At 45.1% G+C, this 22,619-nt stretch carries 29 protein-coding genes; 14 read left to right on the forward strand and 15 right to left on the reverse strand.

What is annotated here, in order from left to right; all coding sequences use genetic code 11:
• The gene (gene mrdA / locus ICV90_RS09980; protein WP_215358761.1) at positions 1-1,908 is read left to right on the forward strand and encodes a penicillin-binding protein 2; all 1,908 of its coding nucleotides are present in this window, start codon (positions 1-3) and stop codon (positions 1,906-1,908) included.
• Positions 1,890-3,041: a rod shape-determining protein RodA gene (gene rodA, locus ICV90_RS09985; RefSeq protein WP_215358762.1), complete on the forward strand. Its 1,152-nt coding sequence runs from the start codon at positions 1,890-1,892 to the stop codon at positions 3,039-3,041. The genes mrdA and rodA overlap by 19 nt, the downstream gene beginning before the upstream one ends.
• A gap of 89 nt (positions 3,042-3,130) precedes the next feature.
• Here rodA and ICV90_RS09990 read toward each other — a convergent pair whose 3' ends face one another.
• Together ICV90_RS09990 and ICV90_RS09995 are read right to left on the reverse strand one after the other, a co-directional pair.
• Positions 3,131-3,451 (reverse strand): HU family DNA-binding protein, encoded by a 321-nt coding sequence (locus tag ICV90_RS09990; RefSeq protein ID WP_011903860.1) that lies wholly within the window; start codon positions 3,449-3,451, stop codon positions 3,131-3,133.
• 77 nt (positions 3,452-3,528) lie between these two features.
• Positions 3,529-3,942: a hypothetical protein gene (locus ICV90_RS09995; RefSeq protein ID WP_323472413.1), complete on the reverse strand. Its 414-nt coding sequence runs from the start codon at positions 3,940-3,942 to the stop codon at positions 3,529-3,531.
• A 109-nt stretch (positions 3,943-4,051) separates the two neighbouring features.
• Between ICV90_RS09995 and ICV90_RS10000 the strand changes: the two genes are divergently transcribed.
• Complete coding sequence (locus ICV90_RS10000) at positions 4,052-4,948, forward strand: aspartyl/asparaginyl beta-hydroxylase domain-containing protein (RefSeq protein WP_215360483.1); 897 nt, start codon at positions 4,052-4,054, stop codon at positions 4,946-4,948.
• Positions 4,949-4,963: 15 nt separating this feature from the next.
• On the opposite strand, the gene ICV90_RS10005 is transcribed toward ICV90_RS10000, so the two are convergent.
• Positions 4,964-5,260: a DUF167 domain-containing protein gene (locus ICV90_RS10005; RefSeq protein WP_215358763.1), complete on the reverse strand. Its 297-nt coding sequence runs from the start codon at positions 5,258-5,260 to the stop codon at positions 4,964-4,966.
• A 22-nt stretch (positions 5,261-5,282) separates the two neighbouring features.
• On the opposite strand from ICV90_RS10005, the gene can reads away from it, so the two are divergent.
• From can to ICV90_RS10025, 4 genes are read left to right on the forward strand one after another with little or no spacing between them, the layout of a single operon-like run.
• Positions 5,283-5,954 (forward strand): carbonate dehydratase, encoded by a 672-nt coding sequence (gene can / locus ICV90_RS10010; RefSeq protein ID WP_215358764.1) that lies wholly within the window; start codon positions 5,283-5,285, stop codon positions 5,952-5,954.
• A gap of 1 nt (position 5,955) precedes the next feature.
• Positions 5,956-6,855 carry a lipid A biosynthesis acyltransferase gene (locus ICV90_RS10015; protein WP_215358765.1) on the forward strand — a complete coding sequence of 300 codons (900 nt, stop codon included), beginning with the start codon at positions 5,956-5,958 and terminating at the stop codon, positions 6,853-6,855.
• A gap of 25 nt (positions 6,856-6,880) precedes the next feature.
• Positions 6,881-7,633 (forward strand): metallophosphoesterase, encoded by a 753-nt coding sequence (locus ICV90_RS10020; protein ID WP_215358766.1) that lies wholly within the window; start codon positions 6,881-6,883, stop codon positions 7,631-7,633.
• A gap of 3 nt (positions 7,634-7,636) precedes the next feature.
• Positions 7,637-9,055, forward strand: a complete 1,419-nt coding sequence (locus ICV90_RS10025; protein WP_215358767.1) for a protein kinase — start codon at positions 7,637-7,639, stop codon at positions 9,053-9,055.
• Between the two features lie 3 nt (positions 9,056-9,058).
• On the opposite strand, the gene ICV90_RS10030 is transcribed toward ICV90_RS10025, so the two are convergent.
• Together ICV90_RS10030 and ICV90_RS10035 are read right to left on the reverse strand one after the other, a co-directional pair.
• Positions 9,059-9,682, reverse strand: coding sequence for a carboxymuconolactone decarboxylase family protein (locus ICV90_RS10030; protein ID WP_251367733.1), 624 nt, complete (start codon positions 9,680-9,682; stop codon positions 9,059-9,061).
• 20 nt (positions 9,683-9,702) lie between these two features.
• Positions 9,703-11,031: a dicarboxylate/amino acid:cation symporter gene (locus tag ICV90_RS10035; protein ID WP_215358768.1), complete on the reverse strand. Its 1,329-nt coding sequence runs from the start codon at positions 11,029-11,031 to the stop codon at positions 9,703-9,705.
• A 100-nt stretch (positions 11,032-11,131) separates the two neighbouring features.
• Here ICV90_RS10035 and ICV90_RS10040 point away from each other — a divergent pair, with 100 nt between their 5' ends.
• Positions 11,132-11,869: a pseudouridine synthase gene (locus ICV90_RS10040; RefSeq protein WP_215358769.1), complete on the forward strand. Its 738-nt coding sequence runs from the start codon at positions 11,132-11,134 to the stop codon at positions 11,867-11,869.
• A 58-nt stretch (positions 11,870-11,927) separates the two neighbouring features.
• Positions 11,928-13,556, forward strand: a complete 1,629-nt coding sequence (locus ICV90_RS10045; RefSeq protein WP_215360487.1) for a peptide chain release factor 3 — start codon at positions 11,928-11,930, stop codon at positions 13,554-13,556.
• Between the two features lie 22 nt (positions 13,557-13,578).
• Here ICV90_RS10045 and ICV90_RS10050 read toward each other — a convergent pair whose 3' ends face one another.
• The 3 genes from ICV90_RS10050 to ICV90_RS10060 are packed head-to-tail and all read right to left on the reverse strand — an operon-like array spanning position 13,579 to position 14,439.
• Positions 13,579-13,812 (reverse strand): hypothetical protein, encoded by a 234-nt coding sequence (locus ICV90_RS10050; protein WP_215358770.1) that lies wholly within the window; start codon positions 13,810-13,812, stop codon positions 13,579-13,581.
• Positions 13,813-13,846: 34 nt separating this feature from the next.
• The gene (locus ICV90_RS10055; protein WP_215358771.1) at positions 13,847-14,083 is read right to left on the reverse strand and encodes a DUF2798 domain-containing protein; all 237 of its coding nucleotides are present in this window, start codon (positions 14,081-14,083) and stop codon (positions 13,847-13,849) included.
• Positions 14,080-14,439, reverse strand: a complete 360-nt coding sequence (locus tag ICV90_RS10060) for a DMT family protein (RefSeq protein ID WP_215358772.1) — start codon at positions 14,437-14,439, stop codon at positions 14,080-14,082. The genes ICV90_RS10055 and ICV90_RS10060 overlap by 4 nt, the downstream gene beginning before the upstream one ends.
• A 127-nt stretch (positions 14,440-14,566) precedes the next feature.
• Between ICV90_RS10060 and ICV90_RS10065 the strand changes: the two genes are divergently transcribed.
• Positions 14,567-14,749, forward strand: a complete 183-nt coding sequence (locus tag ICV90_RS10065) for a hypothetical protein (RefSeq protein ID WP_072582586.1) — start codon at positions 14,567-14,569, stop codon at positions 14,747-14,749.
• Positions 14,750-14,801: 52 nt separating this feature from the next.
• On the opposite strand, the gene ICV90_RS10070 is transcribed toward ICV90_RS10065, so the two are convergent.
• Positions 14,802-15,674: a DMT family transporter gene (locus tag ICV90_RS10070; protein ID WP_251367735.1), complete on the reverse strand. Its 873-nt coding sequence runs from the start codon at positions 15,672-15,674 to the stop codon at positions 14,802-14,804.
• A 77-nt stretch (positions 15,675-15,751) separates the two neighbouring features.
• Between ICV90_RS10070 and ICV90_RS10075 the strand changes: the two genes are divergently transcribed.
• Genes ICV90_RS10075 through ICV90_RS10090 form a run of 4 tightly spaced genes read left to right on the forward strand, consistent with a single transcriptional unit; the run spans position 15,752 to position 18,116 of the window.
• The gene (locus ICV90_RS10075) at positions 15,752-16,255 is read left to right on the forward strand and encodes an MOSC domain-containing protein (protein ID WP_251367736.1); all 504 of its coding nucleotides are present in this window, start codon (positions 15,752-15,754) and stop codon (positions 16,253-16,255) included.
• A 1-nt stretch (position 16,256) separates the two neighbouring features.
• A complete protein-coding gene (locus ICV90_RS10080) occupies positions 16,257-16,652 on the forward strand; it encodes a GNAT family N-acetyltransferase (RefSeq protein WP_215358773.1) in 396 nt (131 codons plus the stop codon).
• A 21-nt stretch (positions 16,653-16,673) separates the two neighbouring features.
• Positions 16,674-17,318, forward strand: coding sequence for a histidine phosphatase family protein (locus tag ICV90_RS10085; protein ID WP_215358774.1), 645 nt, complete (start codon positions 16,674-16,676; stop codon positions 17,316-17,318).
• A gap of 27 nt (positions 17,319-17,345) precedes the next feature.
• Positions 17,346-18,116, forward strand: a complete 771-nt coding sequence (locus ICV90_RS10090) for a MipA/OmpV family protein (RefSeq protein WP_215358775.1) — start codon at positions 17,346-17,348, stop codon at positions 18,114-18,116.
• A 99-nt stretch (positions 18,117-18,215) separates the two neighbouring features.
• Here the strand turns inward: ICV90_RS10090 and ICV90_RS10095 are convergent, their stop codons facing one another.
• The 6 genes from ICV90_RS10095 to ICV90_RS10120 all read right to left on the reverse strand — a co-directional run bounded on the left by ICV90_RS10095 (position 18,216) and on the right by ICV90_RS10120 (position 22,461).
• Positions 18,216-18,614, reverse strand: coding sequence for an MAPEG family protein (locus ICV90_RS10095; protein ID WP_215358776.1), 399 nt, complete (start codon positions 18,612-18,614; stop codon positions 18,216-18,218).
• A 10-nt stretch (positions 18,615-18,624) separates the two neighbouring features.
• Positions 18,625-19,308, reverse strand: a complete 684-nt coding sequence (locus ICV90_RS10100; RefSeq protein WP_215358777.1) for a haloacid dehalogenase type II — start codon at positions 19,306-19,308, stop codon at positions 18,625-18,627.
• Between the two features lie 37 nt (positions 19,309-19,345).
• On the reverse strand, positions 19,346-20,029 hold the full coding sequence (locus ICV90_RS10105; protein WP_215358778.1) for a DUF2461 domain-containing protein: 684 nt from the start codon (positions 20,027-20,029) through the stop codon (positions 19,346-19,348).
• Positions 20,030-20,054: 25 nt separating this feature from the next.
• A complete protein-coding gene (locus tag ICV90_RS10110) occupies positions 20,055-20,486 on the reverse strand; it encodes a DUF3106 domain-containing protein (protein ID WP_215358779.1) in 432 nt (143 codons plus the stop codon).
• A 65-nt stretch (positions 20,487-20,551) separates the two neighbouring features.
• A complete protein-coding gene (locus tag ICV90_RS10115; RefSeq protein ID WP_215358780.1) occupies positions 20,552-21,508 on the reverse strand; it encodes a sodium-dependent bicarbonate transport family permease in 957 nt (318 codons plus the stop codon).
• Positions 21,509-21,564: 56 nt separating this feature from the next.
• Positions 21,565-22,461 carry a cation diffusion facilitator family transporter gene (locus ICV90_RS10120; RefSeq protein WP_215358781.1) on the reverse strand — a complete coding sequence of 299 codons (897 nt, stop codon included), beginning with the start codon at positions 22,459-22,461 and terminating at the stop codon, positions 21,565-21,567.
• Positions 22,462-22,619: the final 158 nt, after the last annotated feature.

Consider the following 22,619-nt stretch of genomic DNA (forward strand, 5'->3'; position numbering starts at 1 on the left):
ATGGTTTCTTTTAAAAAGCCGAATCTCGACTCTTTTCAAGAGCGCATTCATATTGCGACTCTATTTGTCACGTTTTGCTTTTTACTACTCATTACCCGTCTTGTATGGCTACAACTAGTAAGCCACGGAAAATACGCACTTCTGGCTGAAAGCAATCGTATTGCCTTGGTTCCGGCGCCGGCAAATCGTGGGCTCATTATTGATCGCAATGGCATCGTTATTGGTCGAAATTATTCTGCCCTTACCTTGGATGTGAACGCTGAAGAAGTCAAAGGGAATGTAGATCAACTCATCAACGATCTTTCTGAAATCGTTGCTATTTCGCCCCGGGATCGTCGCAATTTCAAGCGCTCCCTGGAGGATTCTCGCAATATGGGTACTTTCCCCCTGCGCTCTATGCTCAACGAGACCGAAACTGCCCGGTTTATGGCCAATCGCTATCGCTTTCCTGGGGTAGAAATCCGGGCTAGAAGCTTTCGGGAGTATCCATACAACGAATTAGCCTCCCACCTGATTGGCTATATTGGCCGCGTTTCGCAACGCGACAAAGAGCGCATGCAGACTGAAATTGAGGGCGCCAAGGCCGATGATCCTGATGCTTTGCAGGCTTCTTTCTTACCTGGCATTCAGTACGTAGGCAAGATTGGTTTAGAGCAAAGTTATGAAACTGTATTGCGCGGTGTGCCCGGTTACGATCAAGTAGAAATTACTGCGGGCGGCAAACCAGTTCGTACACTTTCTAGCTCTCCTTCAGTTCCCGGCAAAAATGTAGTTCTCTCAGTTGATATCAAGCTTCAATATTTAGTTGAGCAACTGTATGGAAATTTCCGTGGTGCATTTGTGGCGATTGAACCAGAGACCGGTGACGTATTGGCTTTTGTCTCTAAGCCCAACTTCAATCCGAATGATTTTGTTGAGGGCATTGATTCAGTGACTTGGAAAGAGTTGAATGACTCACCACAGAAGCCACTCTATAACCGCCCACTAAAAGGGATCTATCCACCTGGATCCACTTACAAACCTTTCATGGCATTGGCGGCCTTAGAAAATAAAAAGCGCACACCATCACAAACAATTTCGGATCCTGGTTACTTTGACTTTGGTAACCATACCTTCCGGGATGATAAAAAAGGTGGTCACGGAATTGTCGACATGCAAAAGTCGATTGTTGAATCTTGTGACACGTATTACTACATGCTTGCCCGAGACATGGGCGTCAACATGATTGCCGATTTTATGAGGCCATTAGGCTTTGGTCAAATTACTGGCATCGATTTACAAGGCGAAGCAAGAGGTGTTTTGCCATCCACCGAGTGGAAGAAAAATACTTTCAAAAAACCTGAGCAGCAAAAGTGGTACGAGGGTGAAACTATTTCCTTAGGCATTGGGCAGGGTTACAACGCTTTCACAATTTTGCAATTAGCTCATGCCATGGCAAACGTAGCTAATAACGGTATTGTGATGAAGCCTCACTTAGTCAAAGCTATTGAAGATCCATTTACTCGCAACAGAGTGCTGACAACCCCAAAAGAAAGTTATCGCATCGATCTCAATGCTGAGAATATTGAAGTGATCAAGAAGGCTATGGTCGAGGTTAATAACTCTGGCACATCTGCCGCAGCATTTAAGGGCACTGGATATCAAGTGGGCGGAAAAACCGGAACTGCGCAGGTATTTAGCTTGAACTCCAAAGATTACAAACATGGATCCACAGCAGAATTTTTGCGCGACCATGCCTTGTATATCGCATTTGCTCCAGCGGATAAACCAACCATTGTGATTGCGATGGTTGTAGAGAACGCAGGCTTCGGCGCGCAGTATGCCGCTCCGATTGCACGTCAAGCATTGGACTACTACATTGAGGGCAAGTGGCCCAAGGAGGTTCCTGAATGGAAAAGAGCCCCTTAATCAAAGTTAAAGGATTTTTCTCAAGCATCTTTGCGGGACTAGATCGCCAGCTAGGCTTTATTCTGCTTGGCTTAGCTGCCGTTGGCTTTTTTACTTTTTTATCTGCAAGTCAAAATACACCCGTACAAATTGCAGATGAATTGCGCAACCTCGCACTCTCGTTTTTAGTGATGTGGATCGTTTCACGTATTCCACCTAAGTGGTTAGAGATGGGTGCAGTTTGGATTTATGGATTTGGTGTTGCCCTCTTAATCGCAGTAGCCGCATTCGGACTCATTAAAAAAGGTGCTCGTCGCTGGCTCAATATTGGAGTTGTCATTCAGCCATCCGAGATCATGAAGATTGCAATGCCACTCATGCTTGCCTGGTACTTTCAAAAGCGGGAAGGCATTCAAAAATCCTGGGACTATGGTGTTGCTGCAGTGATCTTAGCTATACCGGTTTTTTTAATTGCACGCCAACCAGACTTGGGAACGGCGTTACTCGTTTTTGCAGCAGGGCTATACGTCATCATCTTGGCGGGCCTACCGTGGAAATGGATACTGCCATTTATTGGTTTGGGTGTTATTGGTATTTTGTTAATTATTATTTTTGGCGGCACTATTTGTGCGCACGATGTAGTGTGGCCATTTGTGCACGACTATCAAAAGCATCGCATATGTACTTTGCTAGATCCAACTAGCGACCCGCTTGGTAAAGGCTTTCATACCATTCAATCTATGATTGCTATTGGCTCTGGTGGATTCTTTGGCAAAGGTTGGTTCCAAGGAACGCAAGCACATCTAGAATTTATTCCAGAAAAACATACTGACTTTGTCTTTGCAGTGTTCTCTGAGGAATTTGGTTTGTTGGGCAACCTGATATTGATTGCCTTGTTCTTTGCGCTCATTAAAAGAGGTTTAGCGATCTCGGCGAGTGGGCCAAACTTATTTACGCGTCTGTTAGGTGCGTCAGTGACTTTAATTTTCTTTACCTATGCATTTGTCAACATTGGCATGGTGAGCGGCCTCTTGCCGGTAGTTGGTGTGCCACTTCCATTTATTAGCTATGGTGGCACTGCATTAGTGACGCTTGGCTTTGGCGCAGGAATATTAATGAGCATCCATCGTCACCGTCGTTTAGTGCAAAGCTAACTCAGTGAAGTGATGCATTTGATTGATGGAGATTTTTGAAGGAATAAAAAAGCCCGGCATGCCGGGCTTTTTTATCAACAAAGGAAGAATTACTTCTTACGCTTGTTAACTGAATCTTTAAATGCTTTACCAGCAGAAAACTTAACAGTCTTTGCAGCAGCAATTTTGAGTGGCTCGCCAGTTTTTGGGTTACGACCCATACGTGCAGCACGTTTGCCAGAAGCAAAAGTACCAAAGCCGATCAGTTGTACTGAGTCACCTTTAGTAACAGCTTTGATAATTGTGTCGATTGCAGAATTCAATGCGAATTCAGCTTTGGCTTTAGAAATCTCCGCGTCGTCAGCAATCGCTGCGATTAGTTCGGCTTTGTTCAAGTGAAGCTCCTTATAGATATTGATGTCAGCGCACATTACGCTTACATGATTTTAACCACAAAAAATTACAAAAATAAAGTTGCGTTACAGCAATTTTTTACTACGACTACAAATTACTCATCCAAAACGGTGATATCAGAAACAAAATACTCGGTATCGCCAAAACAGGTTGTTGGCAAACCAATGTGTTGCTCATACTTTAGGGCAACCTTTTTACCTAAATTAGCATTTATTTTTTGCGCCACAGCATCTTCTCGCACCGTAAAGAGGAATTTTTCTGACATTGTGCCTGGCATAGAAACCATGGCCAATTCACCTTCCCAGGTTTTACATATATAACCGCGATTAGAGAATTTCTGGACATACCCTGCGCGTTCACCGCTGCCATAGCTCCAAGTTAGCATTCCCCACGTATAGACCGAAATACCCACTAACCCAATTAAAACAAGGCTTAAGAGCCACTTTATAAAGCTATTCATAAGATCATCCTTAGCAAAACTCCACATAAACCCTAAGCCGGTTTTCAAACCCTCTGCTTGAAGTATATGAGTATCCGAGCATAAGAAATAGTCAATTTAGGGCTGGCATACAAATTAAAATACTAACAATTACCTCACTTAGACAAAGCTCATGGAAATTCGCCACATCATCTTTTTTATTTTTATAGCATCAGCTGTTTATGTCTATTTCAGAGGAAAGGTTCGTTTTGGGGTTGTTAGATCTCTTACCGACTACCAAGTGCTTCTAGCCCCCGTAAATGCACTTTTGTATTTATTTTCAAAAGTAAAACCTGGCGCTTTTATTCCAGTAAGCCAATTTCCTGAGATGAAGCCCATCCAAGATAACTGGGAAATGATTCGGCAAGAGGCGCTTTCTCTGCAGGAAGGTGGCTCCATTGCGGCCGCAACCGGATACAACGATATCGGCTTTAACTCCTTCTTTCGGACTGGCTGGAAGCGTTTTCACCTCTGCTGGTATGGAAAAGAGGTGCCCTCCGCTCAAGCGGGTTGCCCCAAAACAGTTGCACTGCTTAAATCGATCCCCTCAGTCAAGGCTGCCATGTTCGCATCTCTGCCCCCTGGAGCAACGCTGGTGCGCCACCGTGACCCCTATGCGGGCTCCTTGCGGTATCACATTGGCCTAACGACTCCCAACGACCCCAAATGCTTTATTGATGTAGATGGGGAGCGTTATTTCTGGAAAGATGGCGAAGCGGTCATGTTTGATGAAACTTACATTCATTTCGCTGCTAATGAAACAGATCAACAAAGAATCATCTTATTTTGCGATGTCGAACGCCCAGTTCATACAAAGGCAGTTGCTCTATTCAATCGCTGGTTTGGACGCTATGTCATGAGCGCCGCATCATCCCAAAATGTTGAAGGTGAAAAAATAGGTTTCGTAAATATTTTGTTCACCTATTTCTACCATCTCCGTGCACAAGCTAAAAAACTCAAAGCAAAACATCGCTCCGTTTATTACGTGGGCAAATGGGTGCTCATTTTGGGAATATTGTGGGCAATATTTTGGTAAGGGCCGACCTTTAAATCAAGGGCTCAACAACTGCACAATTTGCTCGGGACTGATAGGCCCCCAAATTTCCACTCGTTTCTTGCGGCTATTTTGACCAGAAACAAACTGAATTTGTTTTTGAGGCACCCTTAATTGCTTAGAAAGCCAAGCCAATAAGAGCTCGTTCGCTTTATTTTCAAGGGCAGGTGCCTGTAAAGAAATTTTTAAACAGCCGTCATGCAGGCCAACGACCTTAGTCACCTTGGCTCCTGGCTGACAATGTAAATTTAAGGTAATTCCGGTGGGGGTTTGTTTTAACCAATTGGGCGTCATTAAAGTACTTTAAACTGAAAGCATGACGATGAAGAATTCTCAAGCTCTAGAACAGCTATTTGCCAATAATCGCACCTGGGCGGAAAGCATGGTGGCAGAGGATGCCAATTTCTTTAAACGCCTCGTTTCTCAACAAGCCCCTGAATATCTGTGGATTGGCTGCTCTGATAGTCGAGTGCCAGCAAACGATATTGTGAACTTACTGCCTGGTGAGTTATTCGTTCACCGAAATGTTGCAAACGTAGTTGTTCACACTGATTTGAATTGCTTGTCTGTTATTCAGTTTGCGATTGATTTGCTGAAGGTAAAACATATATTAGTGGTGGGCCACTACGGTTGCTCTGGTGTTCATGCAGCGCTAGCCGATAGGCGAATTGGCTTAGCCGACAACTGGTTGCGGCACGTTAAGGATGTGCATCAAAAACATGAGCGTTATTTAGGCGAAGCTATTCCAACCCCTAAGCGTCAGGATCGCCTTTGCGAACTCAATGTCATTGAGCAAGTAGTTAACGTATGCGAAACCACCATCGTGCAAGATGCTTGGGCGCGCGGACAAGACCTCACTGTTCATGGCTGGGCATATCGCCTTGAAACTGGCCTAGTGAATGATTTAGGAATGTCGAGCAGCTCCATTGAAGAAATGGCTGAGCGCTATGCCAAATCCGTAAAGCGTTACGAATCAGAGCAAAACTAATTTGCTGAAGTCTTTTTCCAACCAAACAGTTGTTGTTCTACTCAAGCTTCTTGCCCTTCTGCCTTATAGGCTGCTGGTTGAGTTGGGTTACGGGCTTGGATATATTGCGGCGCGCGTTCCAAGCGATAGAAATCGAGTAGTAAAAACAAATCTCCATTTGTGCTTTCCAAACTTAAGTCCATCTGAAGTCGATAGTCTTGCCAAAGAGCATTGGCGATTGCTTGGGCGCAGTCTGGTAGAGAAAAGTATTATCTGGTGCGGCAGCTCTAAACAACTCAGCAATATGATTGAGGTGAAATCAGCAGTTGACCTCTCTAGTAGAAAACCACGCATCTTAGTAAACATGCATTTCACAGGAATTGAGGGCAGCATTATTTTGAGCGCCCTCTCCAAGGAAAAACGTTGGCCGCGCACCTCGGGCTTTTTTCAGAGAATGAAGAATCCTTTTTTTAATAAAAGAATTGTGGAATGGCGCAATCGCTTTGGTGGGAACTCAATTGATCGCCAAGGTAATGCAAAGGCGATCATCCGAGAAATTCGCAATGGAGATTTCATCATCATCGCACCTGATATTGATCTCGGTCTTAAGGATTCTGAGTTTGTGCCATTTTTTGGAATTCAAACAAATACCATCACCACTATCTCGCGTTTGGCAAAAATTACTGGTGCCGACGTTTGCTTAATGACCACCACACTAAAGGCAGATGAATCTGGCTATCTTTGTGAAATTAGAAGGCCGTTAGAAAACTTTCCGGGTACAGACCCCAAGTCTGACACCGCACGCCTTAATCAATACTTTGAAGAAGAAATTCGACTTCGGCCGGCCGAATACTACTGGGTTCATAAGCGCTTTAAAAATCGTCCAGATAATGGTCCGAGCCCCTATAACCCTTCTATCTAGGGGCCTTTTGTCCTATCATTAGGGGATGACCGAACGTATTGGGCTATTTGCCGATCTCCACAGTAATTTAGAAGCTTTTGAAGCATGCATGGCTCGCGCCGAGGAACTTGGCGTTACTCGCATGGTATTTCTGGGTGACCTCGTAGGCTATAACGCCGATCCTGTTGCGCTGATTGATCGCATTGCCGCGCTCGTTGAAAACAAGAAGGCAATTGCCATTCTCGGCAATCACGATGAGGCTGTTTTTAAAGATAGTCGCAATCAAATGAATGCTAGTGCCAATGCCGCAATTGAGTGGACTAAATCTCAACTCAACAATGACCATGTAGCTTTCCTTAAAAATCTTCCTCTGATGGTTCAAGAAGAGCAGATTTGTTTTGTGCATGCCTCTGCCTACAATCCAGCAGAGTGGAATTACATTACCGACAGCATGAGTGCATGGCGTTGTGTACAAAGCTCTGGTAAAAACTACACTTTTGTTGGTCATGCCCATGAGCAAGCGCTTTTTTATCAAAGCGCTGTTGGGAAACTCATTCGATTTGCGCCACACCCTGGTGATGAAATCCCTGTGCTACCTCATCGTCAATGGGTCGGCGTTGTAGGCTCACTAGGTCAACCCCGAGATGGGAATCCAGAAGCCTGCTTTGCTGTTTTTGAGCCTGACTCAGAAGCGCTGACATTTCATCGCACGCCCTACGATCACTACACTGCCGCAGAGAAAGTGCGTCGCGCTGGCCTGCCAGAAGACCTGGCAAACCGCCTCATCACCGGCAAATAAACAATGCCCATCAACACCGACATTCAAGCAGTAGACGATATATTTCAAGAAGGCAAAGTAGTAGATGGATTTGTTTTAGGCAAGGAAGTTCACCGCGGCGGAATGGCTAGCCTTTTTTCTGCAACTAAAGAGGGAATAGATGTCCCTATCTTGCTGAAAATCCCGCGTGTTGGCAGAGATCAACCGGTTGAAAGTTTGATCGGCTTTGAAACCGAACTCACTATCTTGCGCTCCCTAAAAAGTCCTTACGTTCCTCAATATTTAGGTTCAGGCAATATGGCCACGCGCCCGTATATTGCAATGGAAAGAGTTGAGGGCCGCCCATTAGAGGATTACATCAAGGAAGGCAAAGTATTTACGATTGATGAGGTAGTTCGCATTGGGGCAGATTTAGCGCAAGCTGTTCAATCACTGCACTCACAAGATGCCATTCACCTAGATGTCAAGCCTGAAAATATTTTGATTGATGAGAAGGGGAAGTTAACACTCATTGATTTTGGATTGTCGCACCACGCTCGATACCCGGACTTGCTTGCAGAAGAGATGCGCAAAGGTATTGGGTCTGCACCCTATATTTCTCCTGAGCAAGTTGCAGGCATTCGCTCTGATTCGCGCAGTGATATTTTTTCTATTGGCGTGATCATGTACGAGCTGCTAACTGGCGAACTGCCATTTGGCAACCCTCAAACGATGGGTGGTCTGCGTAAGAGAATGTGGGCTGAGCCCTTTCCGCCACGAGCCATTCGTAGAGAAATTCCGCGCTGGTTACAAGAGGTAGTGCTGAGATGCCTGGAGCCACGCGCTGCAGATCGCTATCAAAGTGCTGCGCGTTTACGTCAAGTATTACGAGATCCCGAAGGCGTTACGCTCACAGAACGCGCCGACCGCGTTGAACCGCCTAGCTTTTGGGAAAACCTCAAAGGGATGTTCAAAGCCGCTGGTTACGAGCCCTCCCCAAGCCCACGGCCGAGTATGGGCAGCCTTGATGCACCCCTTATGATTGCCGCGATAGATACCCGTCAATCCGATGAAGATTTGCGTGAGCGCATGCAAACCACAGCAAAAAATTTATTGCAGGCCTATCCTGAAAGTCGCTTAATTTGCTTGAGCACGATTGCCAGTACGCCAACCTACGAAGGCAATCATGAAAGCCAAACCGCTAGCGGTATTGTGCGTGGGCACCTAGTGCAACTGATGGATTGGGCAAAACCACTTAAATTACCACCTGAAAGAATTTCTTATCACGTACTTGAGGCGCTTGATCCTGCCTCTCGAATCGTTGAATTTGCCAAAGACAATGATGCATCCCTTATTTTGATTGGGGCATCACATAAGTTGCCTAATAAGGTAACGCCTTGGAGAACCTCGATGACCAAAATCGTCGAGGAGGCCCCTTGTAGCGTTCACATTGTTCGCACTTAAAGATTATTCGGGCAAACGGGGCAAGCGCTCAGCGCCCGCTGGTATCTGATGCTTGGCCATATTCATCTCCATGGCCAGGAAGGTGTAATACCCTGCAATCCCCGCTAAATCGATTGCCCCCTTTTTACCAAAACGCTTCTCTATTTTGGCAAATGTAGCATCTGAAACCTGCTTATATCGTTGCAGCTCAATAGTGAAATCGTAGACCATCGACTCATCCTCACTCATGCCTTCGGGTCTTCTACCCTCTTTTAATGCCTGAGCGATTGCTGGCTTTAATCCAGCTTTGATGGCAATCGGATAATGAACATACCACTCATAGTCTTGCGTCCACTCACGTGCGGTAATCAGAATCGCAAACTCACTTAAGAGACTATCGAATGCAGAGTTATAGCGCAGATAGTCGCCCATAGCACGGGCATTATTCATCAGCTTCGGGCTGTACATCAGCATGGCAAAAGGCCCCCATGGGGCCTTTTTACGTGTCACCTCAAATTCCTTGGCAGCCTTTTGCTGATCTGGGGTATATTGCTCAACTGGAATTTCTGGAAGGCGTGTTTGAGCAAGCGCTACTTCACTAAATGCCAGCATTGCTATGAATAACGAACAAATTTGCTTTCTTTTCACAACGCCTCCAGATTAGAGAATCACTTCATCTTCTCTTGTCGCTGATCCAAAATGACTTCAGGCTCTTGTGCTTCAATCCAATTGTCGCGATTGAGTACGCTAGTTAACTGCTTTTGATCTAGCTCACCAGTCCACTTGGCAACCACAATCGTAGCCACGCCATTACCAACCAGGTTTGTTAGCGCACGCGCCTCTGACATAAAGCGATCGATGCCGAGAATAATGGCTAGGCCCGCAACCGGAACATCTCCAACAGCAGAGAGGGTGGCTGCCAAAACAATAAAGCCGCTACCAGTTACGCCTGCTGCGCCCTTAGATGTGAGCAACAGCACTAGCAAGAGCGTGACCTCCTGCATGAGTGTCATCGGCGTATTGGTTGCTTGCGCAATAAATACTGCGGCCATTGTTAAATAAATAGAGGTGCCATCTAAATTGAATGAATAACCTGTTGGAATAACAAGACCAACACAAGTCTTCTTGGCGCCCAATAGCTCCATTTTTTCCATCATGCGTGGCAGGACGGATTCGGATGATGATGTACCCAAAACAATTAACAACTCTTCTTTGATGTAGCGCACGAATTTAAAAATATTGAACCCATTAATTCGTGCAATGATTCCTAAAACAATAAATACAAAGAGCAAGCAAGTTAAATAAAACGAGCCCATGAGCTTGCCCAATGAGAACAAAGAGCCAATACCGTATTTACCTATGGTGAATGACATTGCGCCAAATGCACCAATAGGCGCAAACTTCATAATCACACCAATCATGTCAAAGAGAACATGGGATGTTTTTTCAATTAAGTCGAACACCATGGTTCCACGACCACCGAACTTATGCAGCGCAAATCCAAAAAGAATTGCAATAAAAAGCACTTGCAAAATTTCACCCTTAGCAAATGCATCAACCGCACTGCTCGGGATAATATTCATTAAGAAATCCGTAGTGGTGCCCATTTTTCCGGGCCCGGTATATGCAGCAATTCCTTTGGTGTCTAAGCTTGAAGGGTCGATATTCATGCCTGCGCCAGGCTGAAGTACATTCACAATGACCAGACCAACCACCAAAGCAATCGTGCTCACGATCTCAAAATACAACAGGGCTAGTCCGCCAGTTTTGCCAACCTTCTTCATGTCCTCCATGCCGGCAATACCCAGAACTACCGTGCAGAAAATAATGGGGGCAATTAACATCTTGATGCCTTTAATGAAGGCATCCCCAAATGGCTTCATTTCTGTACCCAAGCTTGGGTAAAAATGGCCTAGCAAAACACCAATTACAACCGCTGTAAGTACTTGAAAATAAAGGATTTTATAGATTGGTGGTTTTTTTAATGTAACGGTCATTTGGTCATCTTTTATTGAATTATGAGCAGGCTTTTTTATTTCATCTGCCCCCATATTAACTCCAGGCCAATAATTAGCCCCAATACCGGATAATGCAGGCATGGAAGAAAAAGTACGCGTCTCAAAATTACTCTCTGAGCTTGGTCTTTGCTCGCGTCGTGAGGCAGACTCGTATATTGAGCAAGGTCTGGTAACGGTAGATGGTGAAGTGGTGAACGAATTGGGCGTGCGCGCCTATCGTCATCAAAAAATTGAGCTGCAGTCTGGCGCTAAAGCCCAGCAAGCCTCTCGCATTACTGTCATTCTGAATAAACCCGTTGGTTACATTTCTCACTATGATGATGAGCAGGAATATCAACCAGCGGCTTCTTTGATTACTCCTGAAAATTACTTTGCCAGTCCGCTTGATAAAGGAAGAAGCCCTCGCTTCAATACTAAAGGGCTAGCGCCTGCAGGCAGGCTAGATATTGACTCTACGGGCATGCTAGTTCTGACTCAAGATGGTCGTATTGCCAAATTATTGATTGGCGAAAATAGCCCCGTTGAAAAAGAATACTTAGTGCGCGTTGAAGGGCTCCTTTCATTCGAGGATTTAGATCGCCTAAAGCATGGTCTATCACTAGATGGGGTAGAACTTAAACCCGCACAGGTCAGTTGGCAAAATGAAGATCAACTACGCTTTGTGTTGCGAGAAGGGCGTAAGCGCCAAATTCGTCGGATGTGCGAGATGGTAGGTCTCAAGGTGATAGGCCTCAAGCGCGTCCGAATGGGTCGCATCTCATTAGGACCACTTCCTCCTGGACAATGGCGCTACGTAGGGGCTCATGAGCAGTTCTGAAGCGCTTTGAGACGCTTATAATTGCCTCCGAACCTAGATTAATCAACGCAGAATTACCATCGAAACTCTTACCTCCAGCACTCCAGGCGCAGAAGTACTTAGACGTCGAAGCTTTGCGATCATCTCTCACCCAGATGCGGGCAAAACTACGCTTACCGAAAAGTTACTGCTGTATGCGGGGGCTATTCAGATTGCGGGAAGTGTTAAAGCGCGTAAGGCCAGTCGTCACGCAACTTCTGACTGGATGGAAATTGAAAAGCAGCGCGGCATCTCTGTAGCAAGCTCGGTGATGCAGATGGAGTATCGCGATTGCATCATTAACCTATTAGATACACCGGGCCACCAAGATTTCTCAGAGGACACCTACCGTGTGTTGACTGCGGTTGACTCTGCCCTCATGGTCATTGATGCCGCCAATGGTGTTGAATCTCAAACATTGCGCCTGCTTGAAGTTTGCCGTGCACGCAATACGCCTATCGTGACATTCATTAATAAGATGGATCGCGAAGTTAAGCCTCCAATGGAATTAATGGATGAGATTGAAACCGCACTTGGTATTGAAGTGGTGCCGTTCACTTGGCCGGTTGGCATGGGCAAATCCTTTGCTGGTGTGATTGATATCGCCAATTCTCGTATGCGCATGTTCAAAGCTGGCGAAGATCGAGTTACCGAAGACTCACATGCAGTGGTTGATATCAATGATCCAGCCCTTAAAGAGCGTCTAGGCACAGACTTAGAAAATGCCCTAGCTGAAGTAGCGCTGATCAAAGAAGCAATGCCGGCATTTGATCTCGAAGCCTTTCTGGCTGGACGCCAGTCACCAGTCTTCTTTGGCTCAGCCATCAATAACTTTGGTGTGCGCGAGATTCTCAATACATTGGTAGAGCTCGCACCATCGCCAGGCTCACGTAAAGCCTTGCAACGCGAGGTCAGTCCTGCCGAGAACAAATTCTCAGCAGTTGTATTCAAGATTCAGGCCAATATGGATCCAGCACATCGTGACCGTGTAGCTTTTTTACGTATCTGTTCTGGCCATTTTCAGCGCGGCATGAAACTCAAGATTTGTCGCAACGGCAAAGAAGTTCGAACCAATAATGCACTCTCTTTCTTATCGCAAAGACGCGATATTTTGGATGAGGCTTTTCCTGGTGACATCATTGGCCTGCCAAATCACGGCTTGCTGCGCCTAGGCGATACCTTAACCGAAGGTGAGCAATTGCAATTTACTGGGCTACCCTTCTTTGCGCCAGAAATTTTCCGCATGGTTGAATCTGCCGATCCTTTACGCTCTAAACAGTTGCGCACCGGACTGATGCAATTGGGTGAAGAGGGTGCTATTCAGGTCTTTAGGCCAATGGCAGGCGGTACCATGCTACTTGGTGCATTTGGCCAACTTCAATTTGAAGTGGTTAGCCATCGCCTACAAACTGAATACGGCGCAGAAGTACGTCTTCTGCCTGCCCGCTATAGCTTGGCTCGCTGGGTGAGCTCAGACGATCCCGTTGCCTTGAAAAAATTTACTCAAGAAAATATCCACCGCATGGCAGAAGATGTGGTGGGCGCATCTGTTTTCCTAGCGTCACATAAATCAGAGCTAGATGTTGCCCAACAACGTTGGGAGTCCATTCAATTCCATGCCCTCAGAGAGCATGCCGGATTAATTTATCAATCCGATTTAGCAGGCTAATTCGCCCAGCGGTTGCATTAAATTAGCGTGTGGTTTTGCAATCAAAGACCGCAAACAACTGCGTATCACTACTTCTAAACGAGGCCACTTTGCCGTACTGTGCGCAATAAGCACCGGCTTTCTGAGTTAATTGCTCAATTGATTCACCACTACTATTTAGAAAAGTAACGTGATTAGAATCTGATGCATCGGTATATACCGCAGCACAAGCGCTCAAAATAGATGCGCAACATATAGTCAAAATAGAAGACTTCATCAATACATTCATTTAATCATTCCTCATCTGTAAGCTAGGGCTTATTGAGCTCCAGCACCTTCATAATCTTTGCAGTGATTTTGCTAGCAAATGGCCTGTAAATCAGAATACAAACAATGGCTACTGGGTAAGCTACTGACCAAACTTCAAACCACACCCAGAAGAAATTTTCTGCAAGGCCAACACGAACAACTGTAGTGGCAAGCGTAATGCTTAAAGACATTAAGCACCCCATAACTAAAGCAAAGATAAAGTTCTGTATCTGAATCATGATCTAAACATAAAGTAAACGGCGCCCAATAAGCATAATCCCGCCCAAATGTAATCGGTTTTAAATGGCTCGCCCATGTAAAAAACTGCAAACGGAACAAATACACTGAGAGTAATCACTTCTTGAGCAATCTTGAGTTGTCCCAGACTAAAGAACTGATAGCCTATTCGATTAGCTGGAACTTGCAAGGCATACTCAAACAAAGCAATCGCCCAGCTCACTAAAACAGCAATCCACCATGGCTTCGCTGATAAGTTTTTTAAGTGTGCATACCAAGCGAATGTCATAAATACATTGGATAGCGCTAATAGGCCAATGAAACTAATTGGGCTATTGAATATAGATAGATTGATCATGGCTACATCATAGCTTCTAGGCCTGTTAACTGTTATTCTGGACTGTGATCACTATTGTGCGCCCTAGACAGGGGAATCTCTTCAGCAAGTCTTGAGATTCATCATTCCATTACTCTAGGAAAACTCCATGGCTGTAGGCCAAAATCAAAGAACCAGAAAAAATGACTCTATGCTCACCAAAACAGGAAAAGCGCGCTTAGGCCCCCTGAATACCGCTCAACTTACTAAGTTACTAGAATCGAGCACCAAACCCAAAGAGAAAAGCAAAATCTTGCGCGCACTCAGCAAACACAAAGTTGTTGCCGCATAATTAAAAAGCCCCGTTTAATCGGGGCTTTTTAATTTCATGGTTACAAATAAAACTACGCTCTTTTTACCAGCATTCTTTTCCCAAGGATGACAGTAGACACAACCAACACGGCAAAGATTAAATTCATCACTGTGAGCGAATCGCCCAACAAAATACTTGCTGCTACTAGAGTGCAAAACGGCTGAATTAACTGCACTTGACTAACGCGTGCAATGCCACCAATCGCAAGCCCCTCATACCAAAAAAAGAAGCCAAGAAACATGGGGAATAAACTTAGATAGACAAAGCTAGTCCATGCCACGGCATCCGCATGAATATATTCTGGGCTATAAGTGAACCAAGTCATCACAATATTCAGCGGCAAGGAAATGATCAAGGCCCAAGAAATGACCGCGCGTGGATTCATTTTTCTAGAGAGTTCGCCGCCCTCTACATAACCAATGCAAGCGCTAATCCCGCCAAGCACTAAAAGGCCATCAATATACGTAAAGCTGCCGGAACTCTTTAATAGAGCGTACAGAATGACTAAACCGGCGCCCAATAAAGATACCAGCCAGAACCCTAAGGAGGGACGCTCTTTAAAGCGCAGCACGCCAATAACGGTGGTAGCAAGCGGCATCATTCCCAAAATCACTGCCCCGTGTGAAGACGAACCTTGAGTCATTGCAACAGTGGTAAATATAGGAAAACCAAACACGACACCCAGAGCTATGACCACAAATTTCACGAAATCCACCCTAGTGGGTGTGCTCTCTTTTTTATAAGCAAGATAGACGAGTGCAACTAGTCCTGCCAGGGTTGCTCTTCCGAAAGCAATGAAATACGGGTTAAAACTTAAAACAGCAATCTTACTTACTGGTAGCGTTAAGCTAAAAATTAGAATGCCAATAAAGCCAATTAGCATTCCCTTACTTTCTTTATTCACCGTTACCCTTTGTCTTGTGTTGTATTTATTGTATTAACAATCATCAAAGCATGAGTTGTAATATGTAAACACTCCTTATGAAATTCAATGCCTATATTCAAGCCATCTATCTAGCAACGTCTGCTGGCAAGCAGATGCGATCCGTCAGCACTGCCAAAGCCATAGTTGGCAGTGGCCTTGAAGGTGACCGTTATGCACTAGGTACGGGCGCCTATTCAGCCATCGAGCCAACTAAAGTGCGTCACGTCAGTATCATCGCCCTATCTGCTATTGATACAGCAAATGATTGGTTAACAGCTGGAGATGAACCGACTTTTGATGGCTCTGAAACACGCCGTAATATTGCGCTTGCAGGCATTACGGCATCTGAACTCAATGCGCTCGTGGGCCAACGATTTCAGCTAGGTGACATTCAGCTACTTGGCACAGAACTATGCACCCCCTGTGAAAGACCGGCGCAATTACTCGGCAAGCCTAGTTTCATGGAGGCATTCGAGGGGCGTGGCGGTATTCGAGCTGAGGTTTTAAACTCCGGAGTCCTGGCTGCGGGTGATAAGCTCTTCATAAGAGATGAGGAGTGACATGATTCAATATCGCGACAACGCCACGATTACTGCGGAGCAAGCCATCGATCTTTACAAGCGCTCCACCCTTGGGGAGCGACGCCCTATTCATAATGTTCAAACATTTGAGGACATGCTCAAGAATGCCAACCTCACCATTACCGCATGGGACGGCGAAGCTTTGGTGGGCATTTCGCGTTCGCTAACCGACTTTACTTATGTGGCTTACCTTGCGGATTTAGCCGTTGATGAAAAATATCAACGCTCTGGAATTGGCAAGCAACTCATTGAGGAAACCAAAGCACGTCTTGGTCCTGAATGCATGATCGTGCTGTTAGCGGCGCCCAAGGCGAATGAATATTACGAAAATATTGGCTTTGAACACAATCCACGCGCCTGGACTCTCAAAAAGTAATTCAGTCTTTATCATTGCCATATGACTATTACTCGATTTTGCTTAGTTCGCCATGGTGAAACTGACTGGAATGCCGCGCGACGCCTTCAAGGCCATGCTGATATTGGCCTGAATGCCAGAGGCTTAGCTCAAGCAGGACAAATGGCGCGCGCCCTCAAAAACATTAAGCTTCAATTTGATGTTTTGTATACCAGTGATCTCCAGCGCGCAGCAAAGACTGCACAAGCTATTGAAGAATTATTTGAAACCTCTGCGATACCGAATGCCGCCCTTAGAGAACGTCATCTTGGCGCGCTACAGGGCCTCACCACTGATGAAGCCCCGATGCGTGAGCCAGATCTTTGGAAATCTCATCTCAGCAGAAATATTGAGGAGAACTTACGTGATGGTGAAAGCATTCAACAATTTGCAGATCGAATTAAAACTGCGCTTGTGGAAATCTGCGAAGAACATTCAGGTAAAACTATTTTGCTGGTCAGCCATGGGGGTGCCTTGGATATGATGTACAGAATTGCGAGCAATCAAGCCCTGGATGCAGAAAAGGCCGTTACCGTACCTAACGCCTCTCTCAATTGGATAAGTCATGATGGACTTGCCTGGAAGGTGAATAGCTGGGCAGATACGAGCCACCTTCAGGATTTGGCCCTAGATAATCTAGACCTCTAGTGGCCCGTAAGGGCTTATGATGCATACATGAAATCGATTTTTCGCATAACGGTTCTTTTAATTGCCACTGCAATCCATATTCCCGCCTACGCGTTGGATGATATTCCGGATGCGCTTCCGGATCGCATCGTTGGCGATATCGGTGCGGCCGTTTACACCTCTAATTTACATATTGGTACCGAAGGGACTCAATCCTTAGTCCTGCCCTATGCCTTTTTTGACTATCAGCGTTTTTTCGCTCGCATTGATGAGGTGGGCATTAAGACTTTCAAGATGGGTTACGGCTATTTTGAAGTAATCGGAAAAATTAATTTAGACACCTACAAAGTAAAGTCGTCAATCAATAGCAACTCTATCAACCGAAGCGACCCAATACCCCTTGGCCTAGGAACTTTTCAAGAGACGCCGATCGGAGGATTTTTTGTTAATGCCTATCATGACTTTGGTAAATCAAAAGGGGCACTCTATGAATTTTTATACTTCGCTGAGATTGAAACCTATAAAAAAGTAATCATCTATCCGCAAATTGGTATAGAACGACAGTCAAGTCAATATGCTAATTACTACTATGGCATCAGCTCTGGGGAGTCGACAGCTACTGGTTATGCGGCTTATAGCGCCCCTGCAACAAACAATCTTTTAGCGGGACTCATGGTGGAGATTCCAGTGGTGGATAACTGGTACATCAACGTGTATGGCAAACGCAAATGGATGGGTGGTGGAATTAATAACAGCCCAGTCATAAATCGCTCATTCCAAGATAATATCTTTATGGCACTTGCGTATCGCTTTAAATAAGTAGGAATAATAAATTGCCCACAGCCGGCTCAATCCTCTTTGAGTAATTAAAGGACGATTTTGTAAACCAGGGCTATCTAAGCCTAGGTATCTCCAGCCTTAATTAGCCAGATAGCGTAAAGACCAACCTAAATTCAAAGCAGCCAATGCAATGAGCGTGAAAAAAGTAAATTTCATTCCAAGCACGCGCTTGCTGAAATCTGGCGGCGGAGTGTTCATGCCTTTTGCGTGAATCAAACGTCCAACAATGAGTGCGATACCTGGAATAGCCACCAACCACCAAGGGGCGCCATTTAACTCAAGACAAGCAATTAGGATGATTCCAATGGGAACGTATTCGGCAAAGTTGCCTTGGGTACGAATGGCCCTCTCAAGATCTTCGTGACCACCACTTCCTAGGCCAACCTTATTTTTTCTTCTTAAGCCAATGACAGCAAAAGAGAGTTTGATGAAAATAATGGTTAAGGCAACGGCAATAATTGAGGTGACTAATAGCATTCATATCTCCTTAGATAACTTCTAATACCTTGCTTAAAGAATTACCTTCATAGTTTGGTTTTTCACCAATCTCTTCAAAAGGGTGCCCAAGACGATTGACCCAAAATACATCAAAGCCATACCACTTTGCAGCTAGAGCATCCCAAGCATTGCTCGATACAAAAAGAATTTCTTCTTTCTTGACAGGAAATGCCTTTAATAACAATTCATAAGCTTGTGGGGCCGTTTTAAATAAGCGTACGTCCTCGATAGTGACAACTTCATCTAGGTAAGGCTTTAAACCATTACTCTCGACCACGGTTGCCAACATCTCCCTACTGCCATTAGACAAAATTGCAGTAGAGATTCCTTTCTGTTTTATTGTTTTAAGGACATTGAGGCTATCTTCAAAGCCAGTGAGTTTGGCATACTGGTCCATCAATCGCTTCTCATATTCAGTAGTGAGACCCAATCCCATCCGCTTACAGACATATCGCAATGAGCGAATGGTCAACTCCCAAAATGGGAGATAGTACTTACTGCCGCTAGGATTGGGATCGCTCATTGTTACCAGGCGGGTATATTCAATTTGGCGATCGCGCCACATTAAAGCAAAAGCCTGCCCATGCCCTGGAAATAATTCTTCTGCCAACTGCCCCATGGAATACACATCAAATAACGTGCCATAGGCATCAAATGCGATTAGCTTATACATGCGTGTCTTGCTTTCTTGTTTGAATTTCTATTGTTATTTAATCAGAAAATTTAGCCAACGCATGCCACCCAAAACTGAGAAGGGGAAGCATGTCTTTAGCAAAATCCGTGACTTCTTGAATTAATTCTTTCGAGCAAATTATTGATCTGGACAACTGCTTTCTAATAATCCAGCCTTTGAGTTTGATTGCTCGCTCAACCTCTAGCGGAACATCATTAAAGCCTCTCGGAATGCGGGCCAATGTGTTTGAATAATCCAGCTCATAGCCTTTTCTTTTTAGAGACTTCTCAAGCGAAAGCCAAGCCTTAGGGTTATCTAAAATTCCCTGTCTAAGCTTTTTTAGATTGTGAGCTTCTGGCTGTAAATAACCTGCGGCGCATCTACTGCCCAGGGGGTCTAAACGAAAATACAAAACGCCGGGCGAGTGCTTGTCGCCAGTTCTCGTAAAGAGCCCGCTGGCATGCATGTTGTAAGGATGCTTTGCTTTTGAAAACCGAGCATCTCGATTAATTCTAAAAAGGGATTTTTTGGGATCGCCCCACAGCGGTATATCTTTATTTGCGAGACTCTCAGACAATTCATCTGTAAAGCGCTTCATCGGTTCGCGCACAAACTCTTCATATTCCGAGCGATGCTCAGAAAACCAAACTCTAGTTTGATTATCGGTAAGCTCTTCAAGAAATTTGAAAGCCTTAGGACTAAATCCAATAAAGTCGCTCATTAAAGTAGGGGTGAGAATACCAAGCCTAGCCTGGTTGCTTGAACCACTTCTGCTTTTCTTCAGGGCTCATATTTTCCCATTTGGCTCTTCGGGCCTTCATTTCTGCCTGCTCTTCTGGTGTTAAACCATCAAAGAAAGCTTTTCTCTCGGCTTTCATTTTTTCTTTTTGTTCAGGAGTAATGGATTGCCATTGGGCCTTCATTTTTTCCTGAACTAGCTTGCGATCTTCGGGGCTTAAAGCCTTCATTTGATCGCGCCTCTGATGCCAATAGACTTTTCGCTCTTCTGGTGTTGCTTTCAGCAATGCAGCATCTATTTGCTTCATCTGCTCCAAGCGCTGATCAAAGGTGAGATTGATATTGGCCAAAGGATTTGGTGGTTCAGGGATTGCGGCGCCAGCCAAGGAAATCACAGAAGCACTAAATAGCGCTCCAACCACCCATTTTTTAGAACTCATCGCCTCATCTCCTGCTGGTTATGAACCATTCTAATCCCGGTCAGGACAGAGTCAACCGGCCCTATCTAGTAAGTTAGACCCGCAATATAAGCGTAAAGCGGAATCCCCAAAATGATATTGAAGGGGAAAGTAATTCCCAACGACATTCCCATATATAAAGCGGGGTTTACTTCCGGAAGTGCGTGTCTTAATACGGCTGGTACAGCAATATAAGAAGCGCTGGCAGCAAGCACCATCAATAGGATGGTATCGCCCAATGGCAAGCCCAATAACTTGCAAAGTGCCAATGCAATAGAGGCATGAACCAAAGGAGCGCCGATTGCATAAAGCAAAGTAATGGGTGGCTTACCCTTTAATCCCTCAAAATTCTTAGCCGCCATCAAACCCATGTCGAGCAAGAAGAAGGCCAGCATTCCCTTGAATAAATCAATTGAAAATGGGGCCATTATTTTTTGCCCGCTGTCGCCACTGACTAAGCCAACCATCATCGAGCCCAAAAGCAGTAGTTGTGCGCCATCAGTAAATGACTCATGAAGAATCTTTGACATGCCTGTGGACTGTGTCGAATTAGTAGCTGATGACCTCGCTTTATTCGCCAACAAAATTGCCAAAATGATTGCCGGCGACTCCATCAAAGCCATAGCGGCCGCCATGTGTCCACCAAACGCAATGCCATATTGATCAAGTGCTTGTGTCGCAGTAATAAACGTAACGGCACTAACCGAACCATAAGTAGCTGCAATGGCTGCTGCATCATAGTTATTGAGTTTGGCTCTTAAAACCATATACCCCATGAGAGGAATGATGGTTGCCAAAAATACTGCGAGCCCAAGCGCCAAACCTATCTCAAGAGTAAATCCTGATTTATGCAGAGCAAAGCCGCCCTTCAAACCCAACGCCATCAATAGATAGAGCGATAAAAACCTAGCAATGGGCTGAGGAATTTCTAGGTTGGATTTAACAGCCCCAGCAAAAGCACCAAAGACAAAAAAGAGAATTGCTGGATCCAAAAAATTATTCATACCAACATCTTAGGTAATCTTAGAAGTTCTTGTATTAGCCCCACAGTGCCTGAGGGCTATACAGGATCGATGTGCGTCATGACATTGAGCACTGGCAATTGTTTCTTGATTTGATTGCCAGCGTTTAAGGCAATGTCGTGCCCAACCTTGACAGTGGCATTGGCATCTACATCAATATGGACGTCTACCAAAATCATATCGCCCATCTTGCGAGTACGCAGATCATGAAAGCCTCTAACGCCATCGGTAGATTTAATGATGCCCTCTATCTGACGATGCTCTTCCTCTGATACTGCCCTATCCATTAAGTCATGCAGTGCATCCCAACCAAACTTCCAACCCATTTTTGCCACCATTAAGCCAACCACTAAAGCACCAATAGCGTCAAAGATTGGGTGCCCAAATAGAGCGCCAACAATACCAATAGAAACGACCAATGAAGAAGCTGCGTCAGATCTGGCATGCCAAGCATTGGCTACCAACATCGAAGATCGCACACGCTGAGCTACTGCCAGCATGTATCTAAAAAGCAGCTCCTTTGCAACCAAAGAGGCCAACGCAACATACAAAGCTAGGATTTGAATTTGTCCGGCCGCCACTGGACTGATAATCTTTTCCCCGGCCTTAAAAAGCATACCCGCACCAACAGCCAATAAAGAGATTCCTAAAAATAGAGAAGCGGCAGTTTCATATCGTTGATGGCCATAGCGGTGATCTTCATCCGCATCTTTAGCACTATGGTGATTGGCAAAAAGCACTACAAAGTCTGCAACTAAATCTGTCGCGGAGTGAATACCATCCGCAATCAAGCCCTGAGAGCCAGACACAATACCCGCAAATACTTGAGAAACTGTCAGGCCGATATTAACCAGGACGCTGACCAATGTGCTCTTCTTCGCGGCCTGTTGCTTGGCAGGCGTTTGTGATTCGTGATCTTCTATCTCTTTATCCATCTGCCCATGCTACCAAGTATTGGTGGAATATTGGCATATATCTATGCCTATAAATTAGCGAATTAATACTGGCAAGGCGCTATGTGTGCTGCAGAACACTTCTTTTGAAGTAAATCTTATAAAGTGATCCGAGGGATGGTCAAGCAGACATCAGAGGA

The sequence above is a fragment of the Polynucleobacter sp. JS-JIR-II-b4 genome, assembly GCF_018687815.1.
GTDB lineage: Bacteria > Pseudomonadota > Gammaproteobacteria > Burkholderiales > Burkholderiaceae > Polynucleobacter.